This is a genomic window from Pristimantibacillus sp. Z349TD_6 (assembly GCF_056173205.1).
On sequence record NZ_CM149662.1, the window covers coordinates 1,354,537 to 1,376,986 of the forward strand.

At 40.9% G+C, this 22,450-nt stretch carries 25 protein-coding genes and 1 pseudogene; 24 read left to right on the forward strand and 2 right to left on the reverse strand.

Translation table 11 applies throughout. The annotated features are described in order from the left end of the window. The first annotated feature begins 5 nt into the window (after positions 1 to 5). From AC0VYE_RS05815 to AC0VYE_RS05885, 15 genes are all read left to right on the forward strand, one after another. Positions 6 to 605: a 5-formyltetrahydrofolate cyclo-ligase gene (locus AC0VYE_RS05815; RefSeq protein ID WP_475446643.1), complete on the forward strand. Its 600-nt coding sequence runs from the start codon at positions 6 to 8 to the stop codon at positions 603 to 605. Positions 606 to 688: 83 nt separating this feature from the next. After that, positions 689 to 1,168: a cyclic pyranopterin monophosphate synthase MoaC gene (gene moaC / locus AC0VYE_RS05820; RefSeq protein WP_076269670.1), complete on the forward strand. Its 480-nt coding sequence runs from the start codon at positions 689 to 691 to the stop codon at positions 1,166 to 1,168. 27 nt (positions 1,169 to 1,195) lie between these two features. Beyond that, positions 1,196 to 1,690, forward strand: coding sequence for a MogA/MoaB family molybdenum cofactor biosynthesis protein (locus AC0VYE_RS05825; RefSeq protein WP_054026672.1), 495 nt, complete (start codon positions 1,196 to 1,198; stop codon positions 1,688 to 1,690). After that, positions 1,687 to 2,742: a molybdopterin-binding protein gene (locus AC0VYE_RS05830; RefSeq protein ID WP_076269671.1), complete on the forward strand. Its 1,056-nt coding sequence runs from the start codon at positions 1,687 to 1,689 to the stop codon at positions 2,740 to 2,742. Before AC0VYE_RS05825 ends, AC0VYE_RS05830 begins: the two co-directional genes overlap by 4 nt. A 54-nt stretch (positions 2,743 to 2,796) precedes the next feature. Continuing rightward, positions 2,797 to 3,042 (forward strand): twin-arginine translocase TatA/TatE family subunit, encoded by a 246-nt coding sequence (gene tatA, locus AC0VYE_RS05835; protein ID WP_076269672.1) that lies wholly within the window; start codon positions 2,797 to 2,799, stop codon positions 3,040 to 3,042. 129 nt (positions 3,043 to 3,171) lie between these two features. Beyond that, complete coding sequence (tatC, locus tag AC0VYE_RS05840; RefSeq protein WP_076269790.1) at positions 3,172 to 3,924, forward strand: twin-arginine translocase subunit TatC; 753 nt, start codon at positions 3,172 to 3,174, stop codon at positions 3,922 to 3,924. A gap of 204 nt (positions 3,925 to 4,128) precedes the next feature. Next, a complete protein-coding gene (locus AC0VYE_RS05845) occupies positions 4,129 to 5,295 on the forward strand; it encodes a YhgE/Pip domain-containing protein (RefSeq protein ID WP_475446647.1) in 1,167 nt (388 codons plus the stop codon). A 68-nt stretch (positions 5,296 to 5,363) separates the two neighbouring features. After that, entirely contained in the window at positions 5,364 to 5,957 is a 594-nt protein-coding gene (locus tag AC0VYE_RS05850) for a TetR/AcrR family transcriptional regulator (RefSeq protein ID WP_475446649.1), read from the forward strand. Positions 5,958 to 6,146: 189 nt separating this feature from the next. Further along, positions 6,147 to 7,985, forward strand: a complete 1,839-nt coding sequence (locus AC0VYE_RS05855; protein ID WP_475446651.1) for a heparinase II/III family protein — start codon at positions 6,147 to 6,149, stop codon at positions 7,983 to 7,985. Between the two features lie 33 nt (positions 7,986 to 8,018). Then, the gene (locus tag AC0VYE_RS05860) at positions 8,019 to 9,149 is read left to right on the forward strand and encodes a glycoside hydrolase family 88 protein (protein ID WP_475446653.1); all 1,131 of its coding nucleotides are present in this window, start codon (positions 8,019 to 8,021) and stop codon (positions 9,147 to 9,149) included. A gap of 16 nt (positions 9,150 to 9,165) precedes the next feature. After that, a complete protein-coding gene (locus AC0VYE_RS05865) occupies positions 9,166 to 10,383 on the forward strand; it encodes a DUF2264 domain-containing protein (protein ID WP_475446655.1) in 1,218 nt (405 codons plus the stop codon). 304 nt (positions 10,384 to 10,687) lie between these two features. Further along, a complete protein-coding gene (groES, locus tag AC0VYE_RS05870) occupies positions 10,688 to 10,969 on the forward strand; it encodes a co-chaperone GroES (RefSeq protein WP_054026679.1) in 282 nt (93 codons plus the stop codon). A 78-nt stretch (positions 10,970 to 11,047) separates the two neighbouring features. After that, on the forward strand, positions 11,048 to 12,682 hold the full coding sequence (gene groL, locus AC0VYE_RS05875) for a chaperonin GroEL (protein ID WP_076269676.1): 1,635 nt from the start codon (positions 11,048 to 11,050) through the stop codon (positions 12,680 to 12,682). 134 nt (positions 12,683 to 12,816) lie between these two features. Next, complete coding sequence (locus AC0VYE_RS05880) at positions 12,817 to 13,344, forward strand: tyrosine-type recombinase/integrase (RefSeq protein ID WP_475446658.1); 528 nt, start codon at positions 12,817 to 12,819, stop codon at positions 13,342 to 13,344. A 16-nt stretch (positions 13,345 to 13,360) separates the two neighbouring features. After that, on the forward strand, positions 13,361 to 13,897 hold the full coding sequence (locus AC0VYE_RS05885; protein ID WP_475446660.1) for a hypothetical protein: 537 nt from the start codon (positions 13,361 to 13,363) through the stop codon (positions 13,895 to 13,897). Between the two features lie 187 nt (positions 13,898 to 14,084). On the opposite strand, the gene AC0VYE_RS05890 is transcribed toward AC0VYE_RS05885, so the two are convergent. Then, positions 14,085 to 14,636, reverse strand: a complete 552-nt coding sequence (locus AC0VYE_RS05890) for a hypothetical protein (protein ID WP_475446662.1) — start codon at positions 14,634 to 14,636, stop codon at positions 14,085 to 14,087. 632 nt (positions 14,637 to 15,268) lie between these two features. Between AC0VYE_RS05890 and AC0VYE_RS05895 the strand changes: the two genes are divergently transcribed. Next, positions 15,269 to 17,044 (forward strand): AIPR family protein, encoded by a 1,776-nt coding sequence (locus AC0VYE_RS05895; protein WP_475446664.1) that lies wholly within the window; start codon positions 15,269 to 15,271, stop codon positions 17,042 to 17,044. Positions 17,045 to 17,239: 195 nt separating this feature from the next. Here the strand turns inward: AC0VYE_RS05895 and AC0VYE_RS05900 are convergent, their stop codons facing one another. Then, positions 17,240 to 17,728 carry a hypothetical protein gene (locus tag AC0VYE_RS05900; RefSeq protein ID WP_475446666.1) on the reverse strand — a complete coding sequence of 163 codons (489 nt, stop codon included), beginning with the start codon at positions 17,726 to 17,728 and terminating at the stop codon, positions 17,240 to 17,242. A 298-nt stretch (positions 17,729 to 18,026) separates the two neighbouring features. On the opposite strand from AC0VYE_RS05900, the gene AC0VYE_RS05905 reads away from it, so the two are divergent. The 8 genes and pseudogenes from AC0VYE_RS05905 to AC0VYE_RS05940 all read left to right on the forward strand — a co-directional run bounded on the left by AC0VYE_RS05905 (position 18,027) and on the right by AC0VYE_RS05940 (position 22,370). After that, positions 18,027 to 18,593, forward strand: coding sequence for a recombinase family protein (locus tag AC0VYE_RS05905; RefSeq protein ID WP_475446668.1), 567 nt, complete (start codon positions 18,027 to 18,029; stop codon positions 18,591 to 18,593). Between the two features lie 206 nt (positions 18,594 to 18,799). Beyond that, positions 18,800 to 19,141, forward strand: a complete 342-nt coding sequence (locus tag AC0VYE_RS05910) for a hypothetical protein (RefSeq protein WP_475446670.1) — start codon at positions 18,800 to 18,802, stop codon at positions 19,139 to 19,141. 55 nt (positions 19,142 to 19,196) lie between these two features. Then, positions 19,197 to 19,457: pseudogene (locus AC0VYE_RS05915) on the forward strand (CPCC family cysteine-rich protein); the annotation flags it as partial. Next, positions 19,431 to 19,904, forward strand: coding sequence for a DUF6557 family protein (locus tag AC0VYE_RS05920; RefSeq protein WP_475449454.1), 474 nt, complete (start codon positions 19,431 to 19,433; stop codon positions 19,902 to 19,904). The pseudogene AC0VYE_RS05915 and the gene AC0VYE_RS05920, both read left to right, overlap by 27 nt. A gap of 52 nt (positions 19,905 to 19,956) precedes the next feature. Further along, positions 19,957 to 20,244 (forward strand): hypothetical protein, encoded by a 288-nt coding sequence (locus tag AC0VYE_RS05925; RefSeq protein ID WP_475446672.1) that lies wholly within the window; start codon positions 19,957 to 19,959, stop codon positions 20,242 to 20,244. A 35-nt stretch (positions 20,245 to 20,279) separates the two neighbouring features. Next, on the forward strand, positions 20,280 to 20,651 hold the full coding sequence (locus AC0VYE_RS05930) for a hypothetical protein (protein WP_475446674.1): 372 nt from the start codon (positions 20,280 to 20,282) through the stop codon (positions 20,649 to 20,651). Between the two features lie 30 nt (positions 20,652 to 20,681). After that, a complete protein-coding gene (locus tag AC0VYE_RS05935) occupies positions 20,682 to 21,011 on the forward strand; it encodes a hypothetical protein (RefSeq protein WP_475446676.1) in 330 nt (109 codons plus the stop codon). 1,014 nt (positions 21,012 to 22,025) lie between these two features. Continuing rightward, positions 22,026 to 22,370, forward strand: coding sequence for a hypothetical protein (locus AC0VYE_RS05940; protein ID WP_475446678.1), 345 nt, complete (start codon positions 22,026 to 22,028; stop codon positions 22,368 to 22,370). Positions 22,371 to 22,450 lie beyond the last annotated feature (80 nt).

Sequence of the window (22,450 nt, forward strand, 5' to 3'; positions counted from 1 at the left end):
TGCTTTTGGTTGAACCAAATCAACGGGGCGATAAGGCTTACATACGAAGTAAGATAACGATAAAACGAAATAAATTACCAGTGGAGCAGCGGCGATTATGGTCAGAAGCAGCTTGCACGAAAGCGATGGCTTTTATTGAAAGCCATTCGGTCGGCGCGTTTATGGTGTACGTGTCTTTTCGGAGCGAGCTTGATTTGTCGGGTCTCATTGAATGGGGCTGGCGAACAGGGCGAGAAGTCATTGCGCCAAGATGTATCGCAGCAGATCGTTCCATGGAGCTCTATACCTTGCGGAGCTGGGATGATCTGATACCTGGTGCATATGGGATTATGGAGCCGAATCCGAATACAGCGCAGCCTTTTAAGGACAATTGTGAACTGGGTGTTGTCTTTGTGCCGGGACTAGCCTTTGACCTTCAAGGAGGCCGCCTTGGTTATGGGGGCGGTTATTATGACCGATTTACTGAATCAGTTCAAAACAATGCTTCTAAGCCGTACTGGCTTGGAATAGCGTTCGAGGCGCAGCTCATCGATGAGGTGCCTCTCGAGGGGCATGATTTGAAAATGGATGGCTTGATTACTGAAAAAAACATGTATTTAGTTTAGAGGAAATACAGCTGAATGATTGCCAAGCGAGCTATGAACGTTAAAGGCGAACCCGTTCATTAGCGCTAGAAGGAGCGTTTGAGGTGGAGTTGACACATTTTAACGAGCAGGGCCGGGCGCGAATGGTAGACATCTCTGACAAGGAAGTCACTTCCCGCACGGCAGTCGCTCAAACCAGAATAACGATGAACCAAGATACATTAGAACAAATTAAGGCTGGCAAGATCGGGAAGGGCGATGTACTGGCTGTGGCTCAGGTTGCTGCAGTTATGGCTGCCAAAAAAACGTCAGATTGGATTCCAATGTGCCATCCGCTACCGCTCACAGGCATCAATGTGGTTTTCAGCGATAACGGAACGGATGAGCTTTACATAGAAGGTACAGTAAAGACAACTGGAAAAACCGGCGTGGAAATGGAAGCACTGACAGCCGTGTCTGCCGCAGCTCTAACGGTCTACGACATGTGCAAAGCGCTGCAAAAGGATATGGTTATCGGTCCTACGCAGCTGGTTTCAAAAACGGGCGGAAAAAGCGGCGATTATCGAATTTCGTCAAACCCATGAGCGAAATAGGAATGGGAGGAATGGTAAATGCGGTGGAAAGTAGCAATTTTAACAGCAAGCGATAAAGGATCACGTGGAGAACGTGAGGATACGAGTGCCCAGGTTATCCGTGAATTGGTTGAGGAAGAGCTGGGTGGAGAAATTATTGATTATCGGATTGTACCGGATGAGCAGGATGAGATAATGGCAGCCATTATTGAAATGACAGAGTACTTCCATGCGGATCTTGTGCTTACGACGGGCGGCACAGGTCTTGCAGAGCGCGATGTTACGCCCGAGGCAACGCTCAAGGTTATTGACCGTGCTGTGCCGGGGATTGCGGAAGCGATGCGTATGGGCGCTCTCCAAAAAACAAGAAGAGCAATGCTCTCAAGAGGCGTCTGCGGCATTAGAGGCAGCTCATTAATCGTTAACTTGCCTGGGAGCCCGAAGGGCGTACACGAGAGCTTAATGGCGATCATGGATCAATTGCCGCATGCTCTGGGCATTTTATCCGGAGAACTGGGGGAACATAGCGTATGAGTCAGCAGCAGCATCATGCTAAGAACGGAATAGAACAACATGGATCGACGACACTAAGAGAAGTTTCCGTATATGATGCGATCGGGCTGCGACTGGCTCATGATTTAACGCGAATTATTCCAGGTCAGTTTAAAGGTCGATTGTTCAAAAGAGGTCATGTCGTAGTAGAAGCAGACATTCCTAATCTTCTTGATATTGGCAAGGAGCATATCTATATTATGGAGCTTGGAGAAAACGAGCTTCATGAGGATGATGCAGCCATTCGAATGGCTGAAGCGTTATATGACGAGAAACTCATTCTTTCAGAGCCGCATGAGGGCAAGGTGAGCATTAAAGCAAACCAGCTGGGCCTTGCGGAGATTGATAAGGCGTTAGTTGATGCCATTAATGAGCTGGGTGAAATTGCATTAGCAACGATTAAGGCAAAAACAGTCGTTAAGCCAGGACAAGCGCTGGCTGCAACAAGAGCCATTCCGCTTGTCGTACCAAAATCAAAGGTGGAGACGGTGGAGAGGCTTGCCGCCGAATATCGTGAAGCGAATGGCGGAGCTTCACCGCTGCGCGTTCGCCCTTTCCGTAAATTTCGCGTCGGTTTGTTGACGACGGGCGGCGAAGTTTTTAACGGAAGAATTGAAGATAAATTTGGTCCGGCAGTAAGAAGCAAGCTCGAGGAGCTTGGATCAGAAGTTGCAGAGCAGCGTTTTGCACCCGATGATCGACAAACAATTGTCAAGGAAATACACTATTTGCTTGCACAACGATATGATATGATACTAGTGACTGGCGGAATGTCGGTAGATCCCGACGATCGCACTCCTGGAGCCATAAAGGAAACAGGCGCGGATATCGTGAGTTATGGAACTCCGATGCTGCCAGGCTCAATGCTGCTTATTGGATATTTAAACGGAGTGCCGATATTGGGGCTTCCAGGATGCGTCATGCATGATCCATATACATCATTTGATGTGCTGCTGCCGCGGATACTTGCGGGAGATACGATTGTTCGTGAAGATATTGTCAGCATGGGATATGGCGGCTTAAACAGCTGTTAAGTATGAGCTGCTTAATAATGATGCTGCTACATAAAATTACGAGGAGGTTGGCAAATGTCAGGAATTGGTGCAACAGGTGTTATACTGCTCGTGTTGGTTGCTTTGCTACTATTTGGACCAAACAAGCTTCCAGAACTTGGACGTGCATTCGGACGGACATTGCGTGAGTTTAAATCCGGAGCAAGAGAGATCATGGATGATGATGATCGTGACCGTGATCGCAAGGACAAAGATTCGAGCCGTGTTGAAGTGAGTCGCTCGGAAAATAGTGATAAAGACAATAAGCGGCTGCCGGATTAATCGGGCCCGCTTTTTTCTTGAAAAAAAGGTTTACCGCTAGGCGAAGGAGGTATAGTGCAGGTGGGATCGGAAGGAAACAGCAAATCGGAGCATAAATCACGTAAAGCGCTTCTTCGTGAAGAAGGGTTGATGCCGCTTTTGGAGCATCTTGGCGAGCTGCGCAAGCGGATCATTTACGTGCTTATTATTTTAACGTTAGGCTTAGTCGTCGGACTTATATTTGCACAGCCTACCTATAACTTTCTAATGAGCCAGAAGCCTGCTAATACAATTTCGTTACATACGTTTTCCCTCTGGGATGGCATTGGCATGTATATGAAATTTGCATTTGTCATCGCTTTAATTATTTCTTTGCCTGTTATTGCATATCAGCTATGGGCATTCGTAAAGCCGGCTTTGCGCAAGAACGAGCAGCGTTCCACGCTTAAATATGTTCCGTTTGCACTAATCATGTTTTTAATTGGATTGGCGTTTTCTTATTTTGTCGTCTTTCCACTCGCTTTTAATTTCACAAGAACAGTATCACAGCATTTAAACCTTGAGGAAACATATGGCATCGCGCAGTATTTTACGTTTATGTTTAATCTGCTCATTCCGATATCGCTGTTATTCGAACTGCCGCTTGTCATCATGTTTTTGACAGCTATTCGTTTAGTGAATCCACAGCGGCTGCGCAAAATGCGCCGTCTAGCGTATTTCATCATGGTGCTTATCGGAGTTATGATAACGCCGCCGGATTTCATATCGGACATATTAGTGGCGATCCCATTACTCGTTCTATATGAGATTAGTGTGTTTTTATCAGGCTCGGTACACAAAAAGCAGCTTGCCGCTGATGCAAAATGGGAAGCGGAGTATGGCGAGTCAATGTCTGAAGCATAGGAAGAAGAAGGGGAATGTCCTCTTCTTCTTTTTTTTTAATATAAGGAGCTTATAAAGGGCATATATTTCTCCGTCAAAGCTGCTTTAGCATCCAGAGGACGCCGAAGGCGAGTTTGCGTGGTTGACAAAAACATCATTTCCGCATAATATTTAAACAGTTGTTTAAAACAATTGTTTAAATAGAGAAAACGGGAGTGGATCATATTGAAAAATGCACTAATTGCTTTTATGAAACGTCCAACGACTATCGTTGGTATATTTACGGCAATCATGTTCCAGGTTATTTTTTCGGTCATTTGGATGACAGGTTATAATGGTGTTACGGACCGCGTACAAAATTTGCGTATTGCTATTGTGAATGAAGATGCACAGATGGGACAGAAGATTGCTGGCAACCTTGTTCAGAACTTGCCTTTTAATATGAGTGAAATCAGCAGCATTGATGAGGCGAAGCAGCAGCTGAATGAGCGTGAGCTGCAGATGGTCGTATGGATACCGGCGGATTTCTCTCAGAAGGCTTCAGCAGCCGATGGTACAGCCTCCATTCAATATGTAATAAACGAATCAAATCCAGCACTGATTAAAAGTATTATGAGTGGTGCAGCCGGACAAATAACAGCAGAAGTAAATAAGCAGGCCGTAACGGGCGGCATTCAAACCGTACTTGGCAACATGCAGCTGCCAGCAGAGCAAGCTGGAGCAGCGGCACAAGGATTGTCAGAGCGTGTTAAATCTGAAATTCAGTCAACGAACGTGATACAAGGAATGAACAATCAAATGGTTCCGATGATGCTGGTGCTTGCTTCTTATGTCGGCGCGATGATCATGGGTATGAATTTTGAGCAATCTTCCCTTTCACTAGGAGCAACAACAAGCAGATGGAAACGTTTCGGCGCAAGAAGCGTAATTAATGTAGGAGCAGGTGTCATTGTTTCGTTAGTAGGTTCTTCCTTGCTCGCTGCATTTGGCGGTCAGATGGAACAAGGCTTCCTTCATATCTGGTTGTTCCAGCTGATGTTCGTATTAACATTTATATTCGTTTCGCAAATGTTTATTTACCTGTTTGGTTTAAGCGGCATGCTGTTCAATATTATTTTATTGTCGGCACAGCTTGTTACCTCTGGTGCGATCGTACCGCGTGAATTGTTATCCGACTTTTACGTCAAGCTTGGTGATATTCTTCCAGCGACGTATGCAGTTGAAGGTACGATGAATATTTTGTTCGGCGGCCCAGCGGCTACAGCTGACTCTTTGTCACTTAGCGTTATTGCTGTCGTTGCCTTTGCGGTTAGCGTAGTTGCGGTTGCGCTGAAGCGCCAAGCCGCTCCTGTAGTACAGCCTACAGCAGTTATTGCAGGGCAAAAACGATAATTCAAATGCAGTTGCTGTTGGTTTAGTGTGGTTCAAAATAAAAGATATTGTTTTTATGGGGGCCCGTCATGACAACAGGAGATGCGGATATTAAAATTAGAATATTATCAGCTGCCAAAAAGCTGTTTGCGGAAAACGGCTTCGATAAAACGACCGTTAGGCAAATATGCGAAGAGGCTGGAGCTAACGTTGCGCTCGTCTCGTATCATTTTGGCGGGAAAGAAAATATGTTCTATGCTTTATTTGATTATTATTTTCCAAACAATCAAATTGCCGAGCTAGACCCCATGCAGCTAGATCCGGTAGAGGGAGTTAGACTTATTGTTCGTGAGGTAACTAATTTCCGCTACAGCGACTATCAATTAATTAACATTATTCAGCAAGAAGTTATCATGAACACGGATCGAATTGAAAAGATACGCAAGCATGTGATGCCGATGTGGGGGAAGCTCCGCTACTGGCTCAAAGAGGGCAGGGAGCAAGGATTATTTCAATTCAACTCCTTAGATAACACTTTGTTTTCCATTATCGGTACGTTGCTCTTTCATCGGAATAGCCAATATTGGGCTATCTTGCATGAAGAAGAACGTTCATCACAGGAAGCGATCGTCGAGGATTTAACCTTATTTATTTTGGGTGGATTGTACTATAGAGGCGAATAGCTGAAAACCATGAAATACCGTGCGCGAGAAATCGCTGTACGGTATTTTTTTTGTTACAGCCTTCTGCTATTCATAAACTACTGGTACAATTTAGGTGCAACGATTATGAAAGTTTGGAATATCAAGCCTAATGCCCGTTTAGTATAAAGCCAGCAGCTGCGCAGGCAGAATAGGAGCGAGATTATACAAATGAAACGTGAACGGATACAGGAGATTTTGCAGCAGCATAGGAAAAAAGGGCTGATGCTTCTTACCTCAAGCGGCGAAACGCGGAAGCCATGTTCGCAACTGTGGAATCAGTCCATTAATGAACAGCTCCTTGAAGAGATTAAAAGGGAAGCCGATCGCTTCATGCTTACCTCTGATCCCGAGCTCACCTACTCCCTCTTTCGTGTCTATGGAGATACAGGAGAGCGCTTAGCTTATGAACGAGTATATTTTGAGAGGCGAAAAAGATTGAATTCGTATGTCATTATGGCGCTGCATGAGCCGGAAAATGCAGATTACGAAGTTGCCGCTCTAAATATGATCTGGTCGATTTGTAATGAGTTTACTTGGTGTCTGCCTGCTCATTTTAATGAAGGATCAGATAGGCTGGACATCGATTTATTTTCGGCGGAGACTGGGTTTGCACTGAGTGAGATAAAGTTGTTATTAGGTGACCGTTTGCCGGTTATGCTGCACAAGCGTATAGAGACTGAGGTAGAGAATCGCCTATTCCGTCCTTTTTTGGAGCAAGGCCCATACGGTTGGGAGACAGCGGATCACAATTGGGCGGCTGTATGCGCGGGTTCGGTTGGGGCAGCGGCGCTTTATCTCATTGAGGATTTGCATAGGCTGTCGCAAGTGCTGGAACGTGTGCTTCATTCGCTTGATTGTTATTTGAGTGGATTTGGCGATGACGGCGCGTGCGCGGAAGGTTATTTATATTGGCAGTATGGTTTCGGGTATTATGTATATTTTGCTCAGATGTTAAAAAGGGCAACAGATGGAGAAATCAATTTATTTGCTTCGAATAAGGTGAAGGAGATTGCACTTTTTCAGCAGAAATGTTTTACAGGAAGCAGCACGGTCGTTAACTTTAGTGATTCGCGTCCTGAAAGCGGTATATTTATGGGACTCAGCTGCTGTCTGCATCAGGAGTTTGCAGAGGTCATTGTACCGGATGCTAGCCTTAGAGCGGAGTATTCTGCTGATCATTGCGGACGCTGGGCGCCGGCGATTCGTAATTTGCTATGGGTGAAGGAAGAATGGATGAAGACGACTGAAAGTAAAACGATCTGGCCTGCCGAGTCCTATTATTTATCTGATGTGCAGTGGCTCTTGTCCAGACATGCAAGCGAGAATGGCGGCAACTACAGCTTTGCGGCAAAAGGGGGCCATAATGAGGAGCCTCATAACCACAATGATGTGGGCCATTTCATCATACATGCGGATGGACAAGCTTATTTAGCGGATTTGGGCAGCGGAAAATATACGGCGAAATATTTTGGCCCGGAACGGTATTCAATTTGGTGCAATGGCTCTCAAGGGCATTCTGTTCCTATAATAGACGGCTCACATCAGCAAAATGGGGCTGTGTTTCGAGCAGCTGTTATGGAAGCGTCAACAAATGCGTGTATGGATAAGTTAGCGCTGGAAATCAGCTCGGCGTATGGCCATTCCAAGCTGGAGCGATTGGAGCGCCGATTCCTTTGGGAAAAGGAAAAGCTGCCGCGCCTGACGCTGACGGACACGATTTGGATGATGCCAAATGGAGAAGAAGCTGATGCTGAGCGGCAAGTTACAGAGCGTTTCATTACGTTTCTAGTTCCCGAGCTGGCGGAGGAAGGTCGAGTGATTTTAACAGGACAACGCCAATTACTCATTAATTATGATCATCAGGTTTGGAAGCCGGTCGTTACCGCAAGGAGCGATATCGATCATTATGGCGTTGAGCGATTCTGGTATACGCTTGATTTTGAATGGAGAGCAGCAGCAGTTGAAGTGCCGTTGATTGCAAATTTTATTTTTCAATTTGAATCATAACTACAATATTCGATGCGAGGAGCGAGTAAGGATATGGAGCAGATCAATTGGGCAAATGAAGCTTGGGCAAATGTACATGAGAAGGTTACGAGAACGAGCAATCGGATTGGTGCAAGATTTCCGCATGCGAGCGTCGATGGAACGTATGTGCTGGAGGCGCCTCAGTGGTGGACAGCCGGTTTCTGGCCGGGCTTGTTATGGCTGCTGTACCGTGATTCGGAGTCGAAGGATGATCGATATAAAGATATTGCCGAAGCATGCGAGCAGCAATTGGATGAAGTATTATTCGGATATGATCGCTTGGATCACGACATCGGCTTCATGTGGTCGCTAACGAGTGTAGCCCGCTATAAGCTGCTTGGTGAAGAGCAATCCCGCAGACGAGCGCTGTTAGCGGCTAGTGTACTCAGCGGAAGATTTAATGTAAAAGGAAATTATATTAGAGCTTGGAACCCATGGGGTGAGGGTGATCGCAATGAGGGCTGGGCGATTATTGACTGCATGATGAACCTGCCTTTGCTCTACTGGGCGAGCGAGACAACGGGCGACCCAAGATTTAAGCATTTGGCGATGGAGCATGCGGATACGGTGCTGGAGCATTTTATACGGACGGACGGTTCGGTAAATCATATTGTAGTCTTTGACCCGCATACGGGTGAATTTGTAAGTGTGAACGGCGGACAAGGCTTTGCACCAAACTCAGCGTGGTCTCGCGGAGCATCGTGGGCGATTTACGGGATGGCGCTCAGCTATCGTTATACGGGCGAGGCTCGGTACTTGGAAGCGGCGAAGCGGGTTGCCCATTTCTTCCTTGCGAACTTGCCTGAGGATTCAGTGCCGCATTGGGATTTCCGCTTGCCTTCAGGTGTAGAACGTTATCGCGACACGTCAGCTGGCGCTTGTGCAGCCTGCGGTCTGCTCGAAATTGCAAGATCAGTTCCTGCAGAAGAATCGGAGTTATATCAAGCGGCTGGCGAGCGAATATTGCGTTCACTGTACGAGAATTACGGTGCTTGGGATGATGAGGCGGAGGAAGGCTTGATTTTGCATGGGACAAGCCATTACCCAGAGCGGAGAAACATTGACGTGCCGCTTATTTATGGCGACTATTTCTTCGTAGAAGGTTTAGCACGAGTAAGAGGGGATTCCTCGACGTTCTGGTAGAGGAGAGGTAACGAACATGCAAATCGAAAGTGGATCACAGATAAACGAAATGCTACCTGTGCGCAAATACTGGCTGGAGCAGATGCTCGCTATTGGCGATCCTGTGCTTAGCGCCCTTGCGGAGCGCCGTCTTAAAGAGAAGATGCCTATAGAAATCGCAATAACTGCTGGAGAGGCTGATGATGAGAAAGCTGCCGCTGAACTTAAAGCTGACCGAGCGAAATTCACGCATTTGGAAGCGTTAGGACGCCTTTTATCCGGCATGGCTCCATGGCTTGAGAATCAGCACATTAATGGACACGAAGAGGAGCTGCGAGTTCGTTATGCCGCGCTTGCTCGTGAAGCAGTGGGTGCGGGCACTGATCCAGCATCGCCAGACTATATGAACTTCAGCGATGGTTACCAGCCGATTGTCGACGCTGCTTTTTTGGCGCTTGCGATATTGCGTGCCCCGATAGAGCTTGGTGAAAAGCTGGAGCAGCGTGTCAAAGCAAATGTAATTACGGCGCTGAAGCAAACGAGGTCGAGAAAGCCTGTCTTCTCGAATTGGCTGCTGTTTGCAGCAACGATTGAAGCGGCGCTGCTTAAGCTGGGTGAGCTTGACTGGGACCCGATGCGGATCGATTACGCGTTGAAGCAGCATGAACAGTGGTATTTGGGTGACGGCGCATATAGTGATGGTCCAGATTTCCACTGGGATTACTATAACAGCTTCGTTATTCAGCCGATGCTGGTCGATGTGCTTGCCGCAGCAGGTGATGAGCACGAGGAATGGGGAGCCATGCGCGCTGCTGTTGCAAGCCGTTCACGGCGTTATGCAGAAGTGCTTGAGCGGCTAATTGGAACGGATGGAACATACCCGCCAATTGGACGCTCGCTTGCCTATCGTTTCGGAGCCTTTCAAAGCCTAGCTCAGCATGCTTTAAATGATGATTTGCCAGCGTCCGTCACAGCGCCTCAGGTACGCTGTGCGTTAACCGCTGCGATTCGTCGAACACTTGAAGTGCCAGGCAATTTTACAGCGGATGGATGGCTTACAATCGGCTTCTGCGGACATCAGCGAGATATTGGCGAGCGGTACATATCAACGGGAAGCCTCTATTTATGCGCTGCGGTGTTCTTGCCGCTTGGCCTAGCAAGCGAGCATCCATTTTGGAGTGGAGCGGACGAGGCTTGGACTTCTAAAAAGGCGTGGTCAGGACAGGCTTTTGGCATCGATGCGGCTTTGAAGTGAATTTCTACTGAGCCCGAGGTTGTTTTAAAAAGAGTAAATGGCCGAGAGAAGGGATTAGAGCATATTCGTATTCTCAAGATGTACTTGGCGCATAATAATAGCTTGAGCGAATCACATTGGACGGGCCAATCCGCATAAAAAAGATTTAGTTCCTTCTGCCTAGTGTAAATAAACGGAAAAATGAAACCAAGCACTTGAAATTGATAGCGAAAATGAGTATGATAAAAATAGTTGTTAGCACTTGAAGGTTTCGAGTGCTAACGAGAATATAAGCAGCGACAAATTTTGAAGGAGGCTATTTTCAATGATCAGACCTTTGGGTGAACGCGTATTGATCGAAGCAATCGCGAAAGAAGAAACAACCGCTAGCGGTATCGTATTGCCGGATTCGGCGAAAGAAAAGCCGCAAGAAGGCAAAGTGATTGCAGTTGGAAGCGGCACGCTGAAAGATGGTGTTCGTATTGCTCTTGAAGTTAAAGAAGGCGACCGCGTTCTTTTCTCCAAATATGCAGGCACTGAAATCAAATACGAAGGCAAAGAGTATTTGATTATGAAAGAAAGCGAAATTCACGCGATTTTTGAATAACAACCCGCTTAGGGTCACATAGAAGTCAACACATAAACTAAGCAGTTCTACTTAAACTATTTTGGGAGGTTTCTGTTAATGGCTAAGGAAATTAAATTTAGCGAAGACGCTCGTCGCGCAATGCTGCGCGGTGTTGATGCACTTGCAAATGCAGTTAAAGTAACACTAGGTCCAAAAGGCCGCAACGTGGTACTTGAGAAAAAATTCGGAAGCCCGCTTATCACAAATGATGGTGTTTCCATTGCAAAAGAAATCGAGCTTGAAGATGCTTTTGAAAACATGGGCGCTCAACTTGTTAAAGAAGTAGCTACAAAAACGAATGACGTTGCTGGTGACGGTACAACTACGGCAACTGTTCTTGCACAAGCGATGATTCGCGAAGGCTTGAAAAACGTTACAGCTGGCGCTAACCCTATGGTTATCCGCAAAGGTATCGAGAAAGCTGTTAAAGCTGCTGTTGAAGAGCTTAAAGCAATCTCGAAACCAATCGAAGGCAAACAATCGATCGCACAAGTTGCTTCGATCTCATCTGCTGACGATGAAGTAGGCCAACTTATTGCTGAAGCTATGGAAAAAGTCGGCAACGACGGCGTTATCACTGTAGAAGAGTCGAAAGGCTTTGTTACAGAGCTTGAAGTTGTTGAAGGTATGCAATTTGACCGTGGTTATGTATCTCCATACATGATTACTGACACTGATAAAATGGAAGCTGTCCTAGACAACCCTTACATTCTTATCACTGACAAAAAAATTACGAGCATTCAAGAGATCCTTCCAGTTCTTGAGAAAGTCGTACAATCCGGCAAGCAATTGCTAATCATCGCTGAAGATGTAGAAGGCGAAGCTCAAGCTACTCTAGTAGTGAACAAACTTCGTGGAACATTCACTTGCGTAGCTGTTAAAGCTCCAGGCTTCGGTGACCGTCGTAAAGCTATGCTTCAAGATATCGCTGCTCTAACAGGCGGCCAAGTGATTACAGAAGAGCTAGGCCTTGAGCTTAAATCAACTGGCGTTGAATCACTAGGTTCTGCTCGTCAGATCCGCATCACTAAAGAAACTACAATCATCGTTGACGGCAGCGGCAACTCCGCTGACATCGTTGCTCGCGTGAACCAAATCCGCGCTCAACTGGAAGAAACAACTTCCGACTTTGACCGTGAGAAGCTTCAAGAGCGTCTTGCAAAATTGTCTGGCGGCGTTGCAGTTATCAAAGTTGGCGCAGCTACAGAAACAGAATTGAAAGAGCGCAAACTACGCATCGAAGATGCCCTCAACTCCACTCGTGCAGCGGTTGAAGAAGGTATCGTATCGGGCGGCGGTACTGCCCTCATTAACGTATACAACGCTGTTGCTGCTGTTAAAGCAGAAGGCGACGAGCAAACAGGCGTTAACATCGTTCTTCGTTCCCTTGAAGAGCCGCTTCGCACAATCGCTGCGAATGCTGGTCAAGAAGGTTCGGTTATCGTTGAGCGTCTGAAAAACGAAAAAATCGGCGTAGGCTATAACGCAGCTACTGGAACATGGGTTAACATGTTCGAAGCGGGTATCGTTGACCCTGCTAAAGTAACTCGTTCTGCGCTTCAAAACGCAGCTTCCGTTGCAGCTATGTTCTTGACAACTGAAGCGGTTGTTGCTGACAAACCAGAACCTAAGGGTGCTGGCGCTGGCATGCCTGATATGGGCGGCATGGGCGGTATGGGCGGCATGATGTAAGGCTGATAAGCCTTTACATCGGGAAAGCAGCGTGAGCTGCTTTCCCGCCTGTTCGGTGCATTGAGAATTGGTCATGTGAATAACTAATTTCTAAAGAATAGACTACTTCCTAATTCCGAGGAGGTAGTCTTTTTGTGTTTCTAAAGTTTGCGTATCAGGATTTTTTGGAAGATAGGCATTTTAAGAACACAACACAGAAGAACATTAGGAACTATAAGACCATGTTAGGTGAGTTTGTAGATTATTGTATTGGACAAGAAATTGTTAGGGTAGAAGATATTACTTATCAGCATGTACGTCAACATCTAATCGATTGCCAAGGACGTGGGAATAAAGCTGGTTCGATCAATACGAAACTCACAAGAATACGTGCCTTTTTGAATTATATGGTGGAATGTGAGGTTATATCTAAGAATCCAGCGCAACGAGTAAGGATGCAGAAAGAAGAAGTAAGAATTGACGTATTCACTGATGAACAAATACGCCAAATGCTTAATTACTACAGACGGATTAAGCAAAGAGACAAGAGTTTTGTCGCATATCGGGACTATATGCTGATTGTTTCGATTCTTGGGACAGGCATTCAGCGTGGTGAGCTGATTAATTTAAAATGGTCAGATGTAGTGTTATCGTTGTGGAGTGAAGGAATGATTAGTACTTGAGGATAAGGAGATAAATATGAATAAAGAAAATGATTTCAAGGAATTTTTAAATCACTTATTGGAATCCGTTTCTAAAATTAGTGACGATTACATTAAGATTTCATTTTCAGGTCAAGCAGATGAAAAATATAGGGAAAGAGTTTTTTGTTATGAGATGTACCATCAATTGAGACTTGTATTGCCCAATTCTAAGTACAAACTGCATGGAGAAATGGATAAAAGAAGTCATGCATTATTTAACAAACATAAAGAAATAAAAAACTCAGTTCCTGATTTTATCTACCATGTAGAAGAAGGTATGGATAGTAACTTAGCAGTAATTGAAGTTAAACACTGTAAATCTGATTTGTCTAGGATTAAAGATGATATTGTCACTTTAAAACATTTTATAAAAGAGGCAAAATACTATAAAGCAATTTGTTACATATACGGTGATGTACGCTCAGAATGGTTAGCACCTCTTAAAGCACTAATAAATAAAGATATTGTTTTAATTGTTCATCGAAATCAAAAATGTATTGAAATAATTGAGTCTCAAAATACTGTTGACTAATAAATTCATCATGGAGGTCAACTTGAGGGAGTATTATTACTAGTTTCAGTGAATAGTTAAATGTTAAAAGCCATCGCTCAGTCTTGAGGGATGGCTTATATTTATCTATAGTCGTCAGCCTTGTATTGTGAAAATTTAAAGTGCAGCATAGAAGAGTAAATAACTCTTAATAAAAACTTTTTGAGGATTACTTTTTAACAATTGTTTTCACAATTCGTTTAGCATATAAATTTGCAGCATCTTGGAGAGCTTGATAAGTCTCACCATTCATGCGAATATCATATCCCTCATTACTTAGTTTAAAAATAAAGTTATCAAAGCCATTTTCTCCTTTGCCAAAATAACCATCTTTATATTGTTCAAATAGTTCTAGTATTTTGTAATCACCGCATGCAATTTCAAAACGTGCTTTTTCTTTTTTATTCATTTGCTTAATTGTAGCTGATAATAAGGTAAGACCAGCACGAGCAACCTGTGAAAAACCATCTACTATTAAGATAGTACTACCATTTTCAACTGAAACTATATTGGAATGTGTCTTATATTTAATTAAATCAGGGTCATTTCTGGTTAAAAAATATGGTAGATGTGAGTTAAATTTATTTACAATTTTTTCATCATTCCTTCCAATTGCTTCACAAAGAGTGATGAAATGGTGAATATCAATAGTAGTATAGCCAAGATCATACAATGACGTATGTTTTAGAGATATTCTTATTATCGCAATATTTCTGTCCAAATAGAATGCAACTCCCTATAAAAAGATTAAAATAAAATCAATGGCATATTAACTTGAGTTTGAGTAATAAGTCATTTTGCTATCAGGCTCTCAAATTATCTGATTTAAAGGATGTTAAAATATACCTATGACATTATAACTAATTACAGACAATTTTGGAAGAGGATTTCACGGAACGAGGTCAATATTAATATAAAAGTCAATCTAAATATTATAGGTTAATAGATAGGTGCGCAGACTGGTGACTTCCATGTTAATGAAAGCATCTTCTCAACAAATTGTAGATTAGGAGTTATTCGTATCGAAGATGCATTGGTTTGTGAGTCAAAGCGCTCCTTCGACCCAACGGTGTTACTTATACGTTAAACTTCTAAATAAATAAAATTTGAAATCCTGAACAAAAAGCCAAGAAAAGTATTGGATTCTGAGGGACTGTTGTCCTAACATAAAACCTCAATTTTATGTATGGATATTTCTGAGGATGCTGAATTCTATTCTGAATTCTTCCTATCTTAGAAGGCTAATTTACCTTATAGATTTATTAACTAAGCTACGATGTTTGATAATACCCAGATATTATGTACGATTATGTTGAATGATGTTATGATATGGGTAAAAAGGTGATAATTCTCATGAACCAGATTTCCATGATTGGTGGGTATGAAGGGTTGTATCATACTTATTATCAAAGGATTTGCGATGAAGTAGACAATATTCAAGTGGAAAATGAGTATGAAAGAAGAAGTCATTCATTTGCTCATTGGTTTCTTACAAGTATTCGTGGAATTAATGAGGACGATGTGTCGGAATATATTACAGATGGTTTTAATGATTGGGGAATTGACGCTGTAATAATTGATGAAGAGAGAGACTTGATTGAGCTTTATCAATTTAAAATGCCTGAGAAAGTTACAAATATTGAGAGGTCTATTAGCCTTACTGAAATTGAGAGTTTTTTAAGGGGCTACAAAATTTGCTCGAGCGGAGTAGTTCCAAATAATGCGAACGATGAGTTAAAAGAGAAAATCAATGAAATTGTTGATTCAGATATTTTTAACTTTAAACTAGTGTATGTATCTTATACTAATGCACTTAGTGATCATGCAGAGGTAGTACTTGAAACAGAATTAAAACAAATCAAGGATACTGGAAACAAGATTTATTGGGAATTGTATGATAAAGAGCGTATTGCAAACATTATCTACACTAGTAAGAGGAGATATGAAAATTTTGAAATTGATCTAGTTCAATCTGGTTCAAGTACAGGATTATTAACATCTGAAAATGCTGCTTCATATTCCATTCATTGTTCTTTAAGTGAATTGGCTGATGTTTGTTTGAAGTATCAGGATATTATATTTGATGAGAATGTAAGATTATTTCATGGTGCTAATAACAAGTTCAATAATGGTATTATAGAAACTGCGACTTCAGCAGAAGATGTTAATAATTTTCATCTATATAATAATGGAATTGTAATGGTTTCTCCAAAGGTTAAATATATCGATACTAGGAAAAAGCTAAAAGTGACCAACCCTATGGTTGTTAATGGATGTCAAACGATGAATAGCCTATTGGAAGCAAAAAAACAAGGTTCTCTGCAAGAAGGATTTGTTCAAGTAAAAGTAATTGAAATTAATGACCCAATCATTAGACAAAACATCTCTATCTACTTAAATTCTCAAACGGAGATTAAGGATAGTTATTTAATATCTAATTTACCTATTATGCGGCAGTTAGAAGAAGACTTAGATCAGTTAGGGTACTTTTTAGAGAGACAAGCTAATAAACTGGAACTTTTAAAGAAAGTGCTCACAAAAAAAGAGAAGGTCGAAAGATTTGGTGTAAATCAAAATAAGACTATTAGTCTTGAATTGGCTATACAACTTTACGCCAGTGTGTATGAAGAACTAGCATCTGTCGCTAAAATGAAAAAGTCACTACTGTTTAACGATGATAACTTGCCAGGGATTTTAAACAGTATAAATGCCGAAAGAATAGTATTTGCTTTCAAAATATACTCTAGAATAATTGATGTCATAAGTGATTACAGACGTTACGTTCGAAACAAGAGGAAAGCTGATATACTTCATTACCTGGAGATAAAAGGGAAAGAATTGAAACAATATTCATTCCTAAATACTGCAGATATATTTTTGCTTTCTTTATTCGCTAATATTGCACAAAGAGAAATATGTAAGTTCGATAAGATTGGTAAGTCAGAGGTTAAAGATTTTTCCGAATGGTCAATAAAAGCTGAACAGAATTTTGATTTATATCTTAAAGAAGCAATTAGTATAATTAAAAATGCTATAGCTGAAGAGACAAGTGGTAAAAGTATTGCAACTCTTACAAAGAGCCAAGCATTTCATAGAAAACTTATAACAAAGGTGCATTATAATGGTTGATTGTGATAAATCATAAAAGTAGAATTTTTGTTACAGTATTCCACACGATATTAGAGTATCTATTACGATCGTTTTTAATAAAGCTATAAATGAATTTGTGAAAATTATTTTTGTCATATAACAAAAATAGCCGAAACCCAAGCGTATCAAGGGTTAACGGCTATTTTTGTGTTATGAGCTATCACACCAGAACTATTATTGGTTAATCCTTTTGTCAACAGAAATGGTTGTTTTTGTGCCATCGGGGGAGATTGTAGTTATTGTTGTAACTGAATTCTCGATTTTTGATGCTGCGTTAAGAAAAGCTTTAAATGATTCTTGAACTAAAGGATCAGCAGCAACTTGAACTGTTTCAACGACAAGAGGTGATTCTTTATGTTCTAATCCAAGATTTAATAAATCAATTGAATCTGTTGTGCCTGATAGAAGAGAGGTGAGAAGTGTTACAAATATAAGAGCAACTTCGCCTTTAGTTTTTAACTGAGCCCAAAATGAACCCTCAGTTATTCTAATAACTTCTAAGGTTGACATATCTTCAAATAAAGCAAGAATTCTGTCTTTCGAACTATCACTTTTAGAATATGAGAGTGCCACACTTTCATATGCCAATGAGAAAGTAGTTATTAGGTGTCCAAGATCTTTAAACTGTAGCCTGTCGTACTTAAGGTGAAAATCCAACTCCACGATTGTGATACCTCCAATGGTATTATATTCAAATTCACTCTATCATCTTCTCAACGATCTATCAAGAATCGGTACGTTCGGATTTCTGTTTATTTACAAAATATACACAATTAATCTTTTTTCTAATAGTAACTTTGTATCAATAACGAACGTATAAGAGACTGTTATTAAAATAACTAAAAAAAGACTTAAATCTATCGGATTTCAGCTCCTAAACTCGTTCCAAAAACTTAGTTGCATTATCGTACTTGTTTTTGATGCAATATGGTTATAAATGTAACTTGGGAGCGGGTTCGAGATGGAAATTGGATATGCAAGAGTTTCGACAGTTGATCAATCTCTGGATTTGCAAATGGATGCGTTGAACAAAGCAGGGTGTGAACGCATATACACAGAGAAAGCCAGCGGAGCGAAAGATGATCGTGCTGAACTACAAAAAGCCTTGGATGCATTGAGACAAGGCGATGTGTTTATAGTGTATAAGCTTGATCGGTTAGCACGATCTACAAAGAAGTTAATTGAAGTATACGAGCAATTGACTAGATTGGGTGTTGAATTGGTCAGTGTCATTGATGGTTTAGATACAACTACGCCTACTGGAAGGGCTATGTTTAAGATGATTGGTGTCATAGCGGAACTGAAGCGTGAAATGATTGTAGAACGCACTAAAGCTGGATTAGCCGCATCGAGAGCAAGAGGGAGAAACGGAGGCAGACCAAAAACAGATCAGAAGAAAGTTGATCGTGCATTAATATTGTATGATAGTCAGAAGCATACAATTTCTGAGATAGAAGAGATGACAGGTGTAAAGAAAGCGACTCTTTATAGAGCATTGAATAATCGTAAACCAAGCGCAACAGTCTGAAGATTAGGAATACTACTCAATTTAATGTGGGTAGTATTTTTTGTTTTGTAATAATAGATAATGGGGGCGGGGTAGTAAATATCAGAAGCACATTACGTTTTACAAAAAAATGGGTGTAACTGATCTACACAGCGAGGCTGTTCAAAAAGCTTAATCAGCAATGATACATGGTATAGCACATCCACCCAGCGACCAAGAGTAAAATCTTGAACGATACGATATTGATTATTACAAAATATGGTACAATATTGAGGGTTGATGTAAGAATGATTGAATTTATTGAGATAAAGGATGATACAATGTCCAAGATTATAAAGGAGATTATAACGCCAAGTTTAAAATACAAAGCAGAAGTAGTTATACGACAAGATGGTCTTTATGAGGTAGTGACATACAAGTGGTATGAGGATTATGTCGAACCATATGGATTAATTGCGGATGGTTGGGAAACGGCAATGAATAAGAAGATTGTAGTTGATTCGAAGGTAAATACTATAAAACATGCCGTTGAAGAACTACATTGCTTATCTGGTGAGATTTTAGAGTGATTGTTTCTTATATGAAAGCACGATTTGATACAAGGTGGAGCGAATGAAAATGAAAATAAAATATACTTGTCCTTGTTGCGGCTATAAGACGTTAGATGAAGAACCTCCAGGTACTTATGATATATGTGAAATTTGTTTTTGGGAAGATGATGGTGTTCAATTTGCCGACCCTGACTATGAGGGGGGAGCAAACATATCATCCCTAAGACAAGGGCAGAAAAATTTTCTAGAGTTTGGGGCATGTGAGGAACGTTGTAAACAATCTGTTAGGAAACCCACTAACGATGATATATATGATCTCAATTGGAAACCTTTAGATGATAGTGGAAATATGCAGACGTTCAAAGAGTTGATTGCCATTACAGATTTTTCAAAGGTATGGCAAAAGTTTATTGTCCAATATTCAACTAAAAAAGACAGACTTGAAAAGTTTAGTATGCTATATGAAAAACTGAAATTGACTATACCTGCTGATAACGAAACTAACATGTACATTTATATCAATGTGTTCCAAGAAGAAATTGATGGTGAATGGATATGTACCAATGAGTTTGATGAAGATAATGATTCACTCTCTTTTGACGTTAGTGGTAAAGACGACGAATGGACTGGCTACTCTATAGCATCAAGCAAATTTAATGAATGGCTAGGCTACTACATTGACAAGAAGTCATTAAATACTATGTCGAATGAAAGCTTTATTGCCCATTGCCTTTGGGAAATGACGTTCTATTATGGATATGATGACACAGTAGAAAGATAAATATGGAATTGATATAAAGTGTTTTATGGAACAAGGAAGGGAGCAGAATAACTTGGCAAGCTATACTCTGCTGGTTGACCTATTATGGGAAGTAAGGAAACTGATAGATTCGCCCAATACTAATGTTACATGGTCAGAATACAGAACAGTAGAAGAAGTATTTTCTGCATTGGATACGTACATTAAAAGATTAAATGAAAATGATAAATCAGTCGTTACTGAATTAGAACTTCTTTTTGCCCCAACAGGTTCATTACAAGAACTATCCATGAGTAGTGGCTGGATCAATGAATACATCGAATTATCAAGTCGCTTTGATGATATTGTGGCAACTAATTAAATGAGCAATTTTTATTTAAGGGAGGTATTGATTCGATGCAGATACCAGACGAATATGAATTACTGTCAATATTTGAATGTGAACCAGAATACTTAGATGCTGAAATTAAGAATTTACCTTTTATATATAACCAAGCCACTTATAGGTTCTCAAATAAAAATGAAAAGTTTGTTGTCACTATCTCACCTTCCTCAGGTCAAGTGAAAGTAAAGGCTGAGGACTTGCGTTCAGACGAAGTTATATCTTATTTTGATTTGCAAAGAGTTGACAGATTTGAAATTGTGGCGAATAAACAAGAACATTCTAGTGTTTTAATCACGCTGTGCCAAGATGAAATCCTACAAACATTAGAAATTGTTTTTAAGCCAAGATTTAAGGCAGTTTTTAAGGAACATTACGATAGATAAAACATGGATTTCATTGAAGGATGGTAAATCATGATAAGGCAAAAATTCAAAGAATGGGTAGAGAATAATATTGAATCATTTCTAAGTGAAGGTATCTCAACTGAATTTGTAATGCCTGATGTAGATATTGAACTTCTAGCTAAACCATTCATAAGAATAATTCAAGAGACAAAGTGTTGTATGGGTCAAGTAATCGTGTATGAATCAAGAGAAATGGAATTTGAAGTCTTGCATATTGATAATACAGAGGAATTGCTGTTGTGGAGGTATTTTGAAAACATAGATGATGGTATTGAGTTTGAATTGGCATTGAATCAATACTTCTACACGCTAAAAAGTGGAACTAAACCTGCAAACTGATTAAATAAAAGAGAAGTTCTATTAAAGAAACCACTCCGTTGTCTGGAGTGGCTTTTTCTTTATATACTGATGTATATCTTATGGTCAAAATGTACTTTGTGTTTAGATACATCACGGTGAACTGTATCACAAGTAAGCACAATGTCATCTTTTAAGGAAGTGTCAAAGAACAGTTCAATGTCCTTGACGCTTCTTTCGTTAGATTTATTTCCAGCGTTTACTGTAATCTTTTTGATGATGGAGTGTAGTAAGTCTGTACTCTGCCGCTCAATGCCAAGCGAGGAAGATAAGCAGAGAGCTGTAGATAATCTATTTAGAAATTGAATATTCAAAAGAGCATTTGAGATTAATTAGATGCTTTTTTATTTTTGTAGGTATAGGCGAGGAACTCGATAAATTTAATTCGTATGTGCATCTAATCAATATTAGGTAACACTTATAGACATAGGGATAGGGGGTATGCTTAGATCAAAAGCGCTATTTTATTACCAGAAATTCCCATGCACTGTTCTACCACGACAGGCTTTGTATTTTGAGGAATCCTGACTTCCCCAAATTCCATATTATCCTCAACACCAAGCTTCTATCATCCCATCTATTACTCTCTACCGCTATACCTCATTCTTTTCCTATATTATATAGCCACGACATTAACCTTAACTATTAGGGCTATCTACTCTATGCCACTAATCCTCCATTCAACCAATTACATTTTAAGTTTAATCATGACTTCCTTTAATTTGCATCTAGATTTCTATGAGACATTGTGATACAAAAACTCATAATGTAATATAAAAATAATTAAAAGCGAATGTAACATGGTTTAAAGATGCATTATGCAAAGCGTAGAAGGGCATAAGAGAGAGTGCGAAAAAATGGAATTTGAAGTGATGAAGGATAAGGAAAGTCATATATCATGATAGGTGATTAACCTATAAAGAGATTTGCTAGAATTAACCTTGGAAATTATGCTATAATAGCATGGAACTTAAACCTTTAGACGAGGTGATTTTGGTGGGCGGCGCAAAACAATTTGAGATTGAATTTCAGGAGCAAGAATTAGCTGAATACGATGAACTAAAGGAAATAGGCTTAGACAATTTAATTACTGAACTAGAAGACGAAATTCAAGAGAAAATGGATGAAATACAATCCTACTCGGATGACATAGCTGAATTGGAAGATACAGAAGATATTGGAAATAAAAATGCGGAAATTGAAAACCTTAAACAAGAAATTGAGGATTTGAATAAAGCATTGGAAGAGAAAGTAGAAATGCGCGACAGATATAATGAATTGCATGAAAAGTATTTTAGTAATCGTGGAGAGGCTTCTACTGATGAAGATTCTGATTATTAATAATCTTGATTGTTTCAATTTAATTAAATAGTTTAATCAGTGAAGAATATGCAGAAAAGCTCTTTAAGGGCTTTTCTGTT

What these genes read in the sequence shown, in the direction of transcription:
- AC0VYE_RS05885 (WP_475446660.1), top strand. Translation starts at nt 13,361, where the DNA reads ATGAATAAAGAAAATGATTTCAAGGAATTTTTAAATCACTTATTGGAA.
- tatC (WP_076269790.1), top strand. Translation starts at nt 3,172, where the DNA reads ATGCCGCTTTTGGAGCATCTTGGCGAGCTGCGCAAGCGGATCATTTAC.
- AC0VYE_RS05865 (WP_475446655.1), top strand. Translation starts at nt 9,166, where the DNA reads ATGCAAATCGAAAGTGGATCACAGATAAACGAAATGCTACCTGTGCGC.
- tatA (WP_076269672.1), top strand. Translation starts at nt 2,797, where the DNA reads ATGTCAGGAATTGGTGCAACAGGTGTTATACTGCTCGTGTTGGTTGCT.
- AC0VYE_RS05825 (WP_054026672.1), top strand. Translation starts at nt 1,196, where the DNA reads ATGCGGTGGAAAGTAGCAATTTTAACAGCAAGCGATAAAGGATCACGT.
- groES (WP_054026679.1), top strand. Translation starts at nt 10,688, where the DNA reads ATGATCAGACCTTTGGGTGAACGCGTATTGATCGAAGCAATCGCGAAA.
- AC0VYE_RS05850 (WP_475446649.1), top strand. Translation starts at nt 5,364, where the DNA reads ATGACAACAGGAGATGCGGATATTAAAATTAGAATATTATCAGCTGCC.
- AC0VYE_RS05935 (WP_475446676.1), top strand. Translation starts at nt 20,682, where the DNA reads ATGATAAGGCAAAAATTCAAAGAATGGGTAGAGAATAATATTGAATCA.
- AC0VYE_RS05930 (WP_475446674.1), top strand. Translation starts at nt 20,280, where the DNA reads ATGCAGATACCAGACGAATATGAATTACTGTCAATATTTGAATGTGAA.
- AC0VYE_RS05860 (WP_475446653.1), top strand. Translation starts at nt 8,019, where the DNA reads ATGGAGCAGATCAATTGGGCAAATGAAGCTTGGGCAAATGTACATGAG.
- AC0VYE_RS05895 (WP_475446664.1), top strand. Translation starts at nt 15,269, where the DNA reads ATGAACCAGATTTCCATGATTGGTGGGTATGAAGGGTTGTATCATACT.
- groL (WP_076269676.1), top strand. Translation starts at nt 11,048, where the DNA reads ATGGCTAAGGAAATTAAATTTAGCGAAGACGCTCGTCGCGCAATGCTG.
- AC0VYE_RS05905 (WP_475446668.1), top strand. Translation starts at nt 18,027, where the DNA reads ATGGAAATTGGATATGCAAGAGTTTCGACAGTTGATCAATCTCTGGAT.
- AC0VYE_RS05855 (WP_475446651.1), top strand. Translation starts at nt 6,147, where the DNA reads ATGAAACGTGAACGGATACAGGAGATTTTGCAGCAGCATAGGAAAAAA.
- AC0VYE_RS05830 (WP_076269671.1), top strand. Translation starts at nt 1,687, where the DNA reads ATGAGTCAGCAGCAGCATCATGCTAAGAACGGAATAGAACAACATGGA.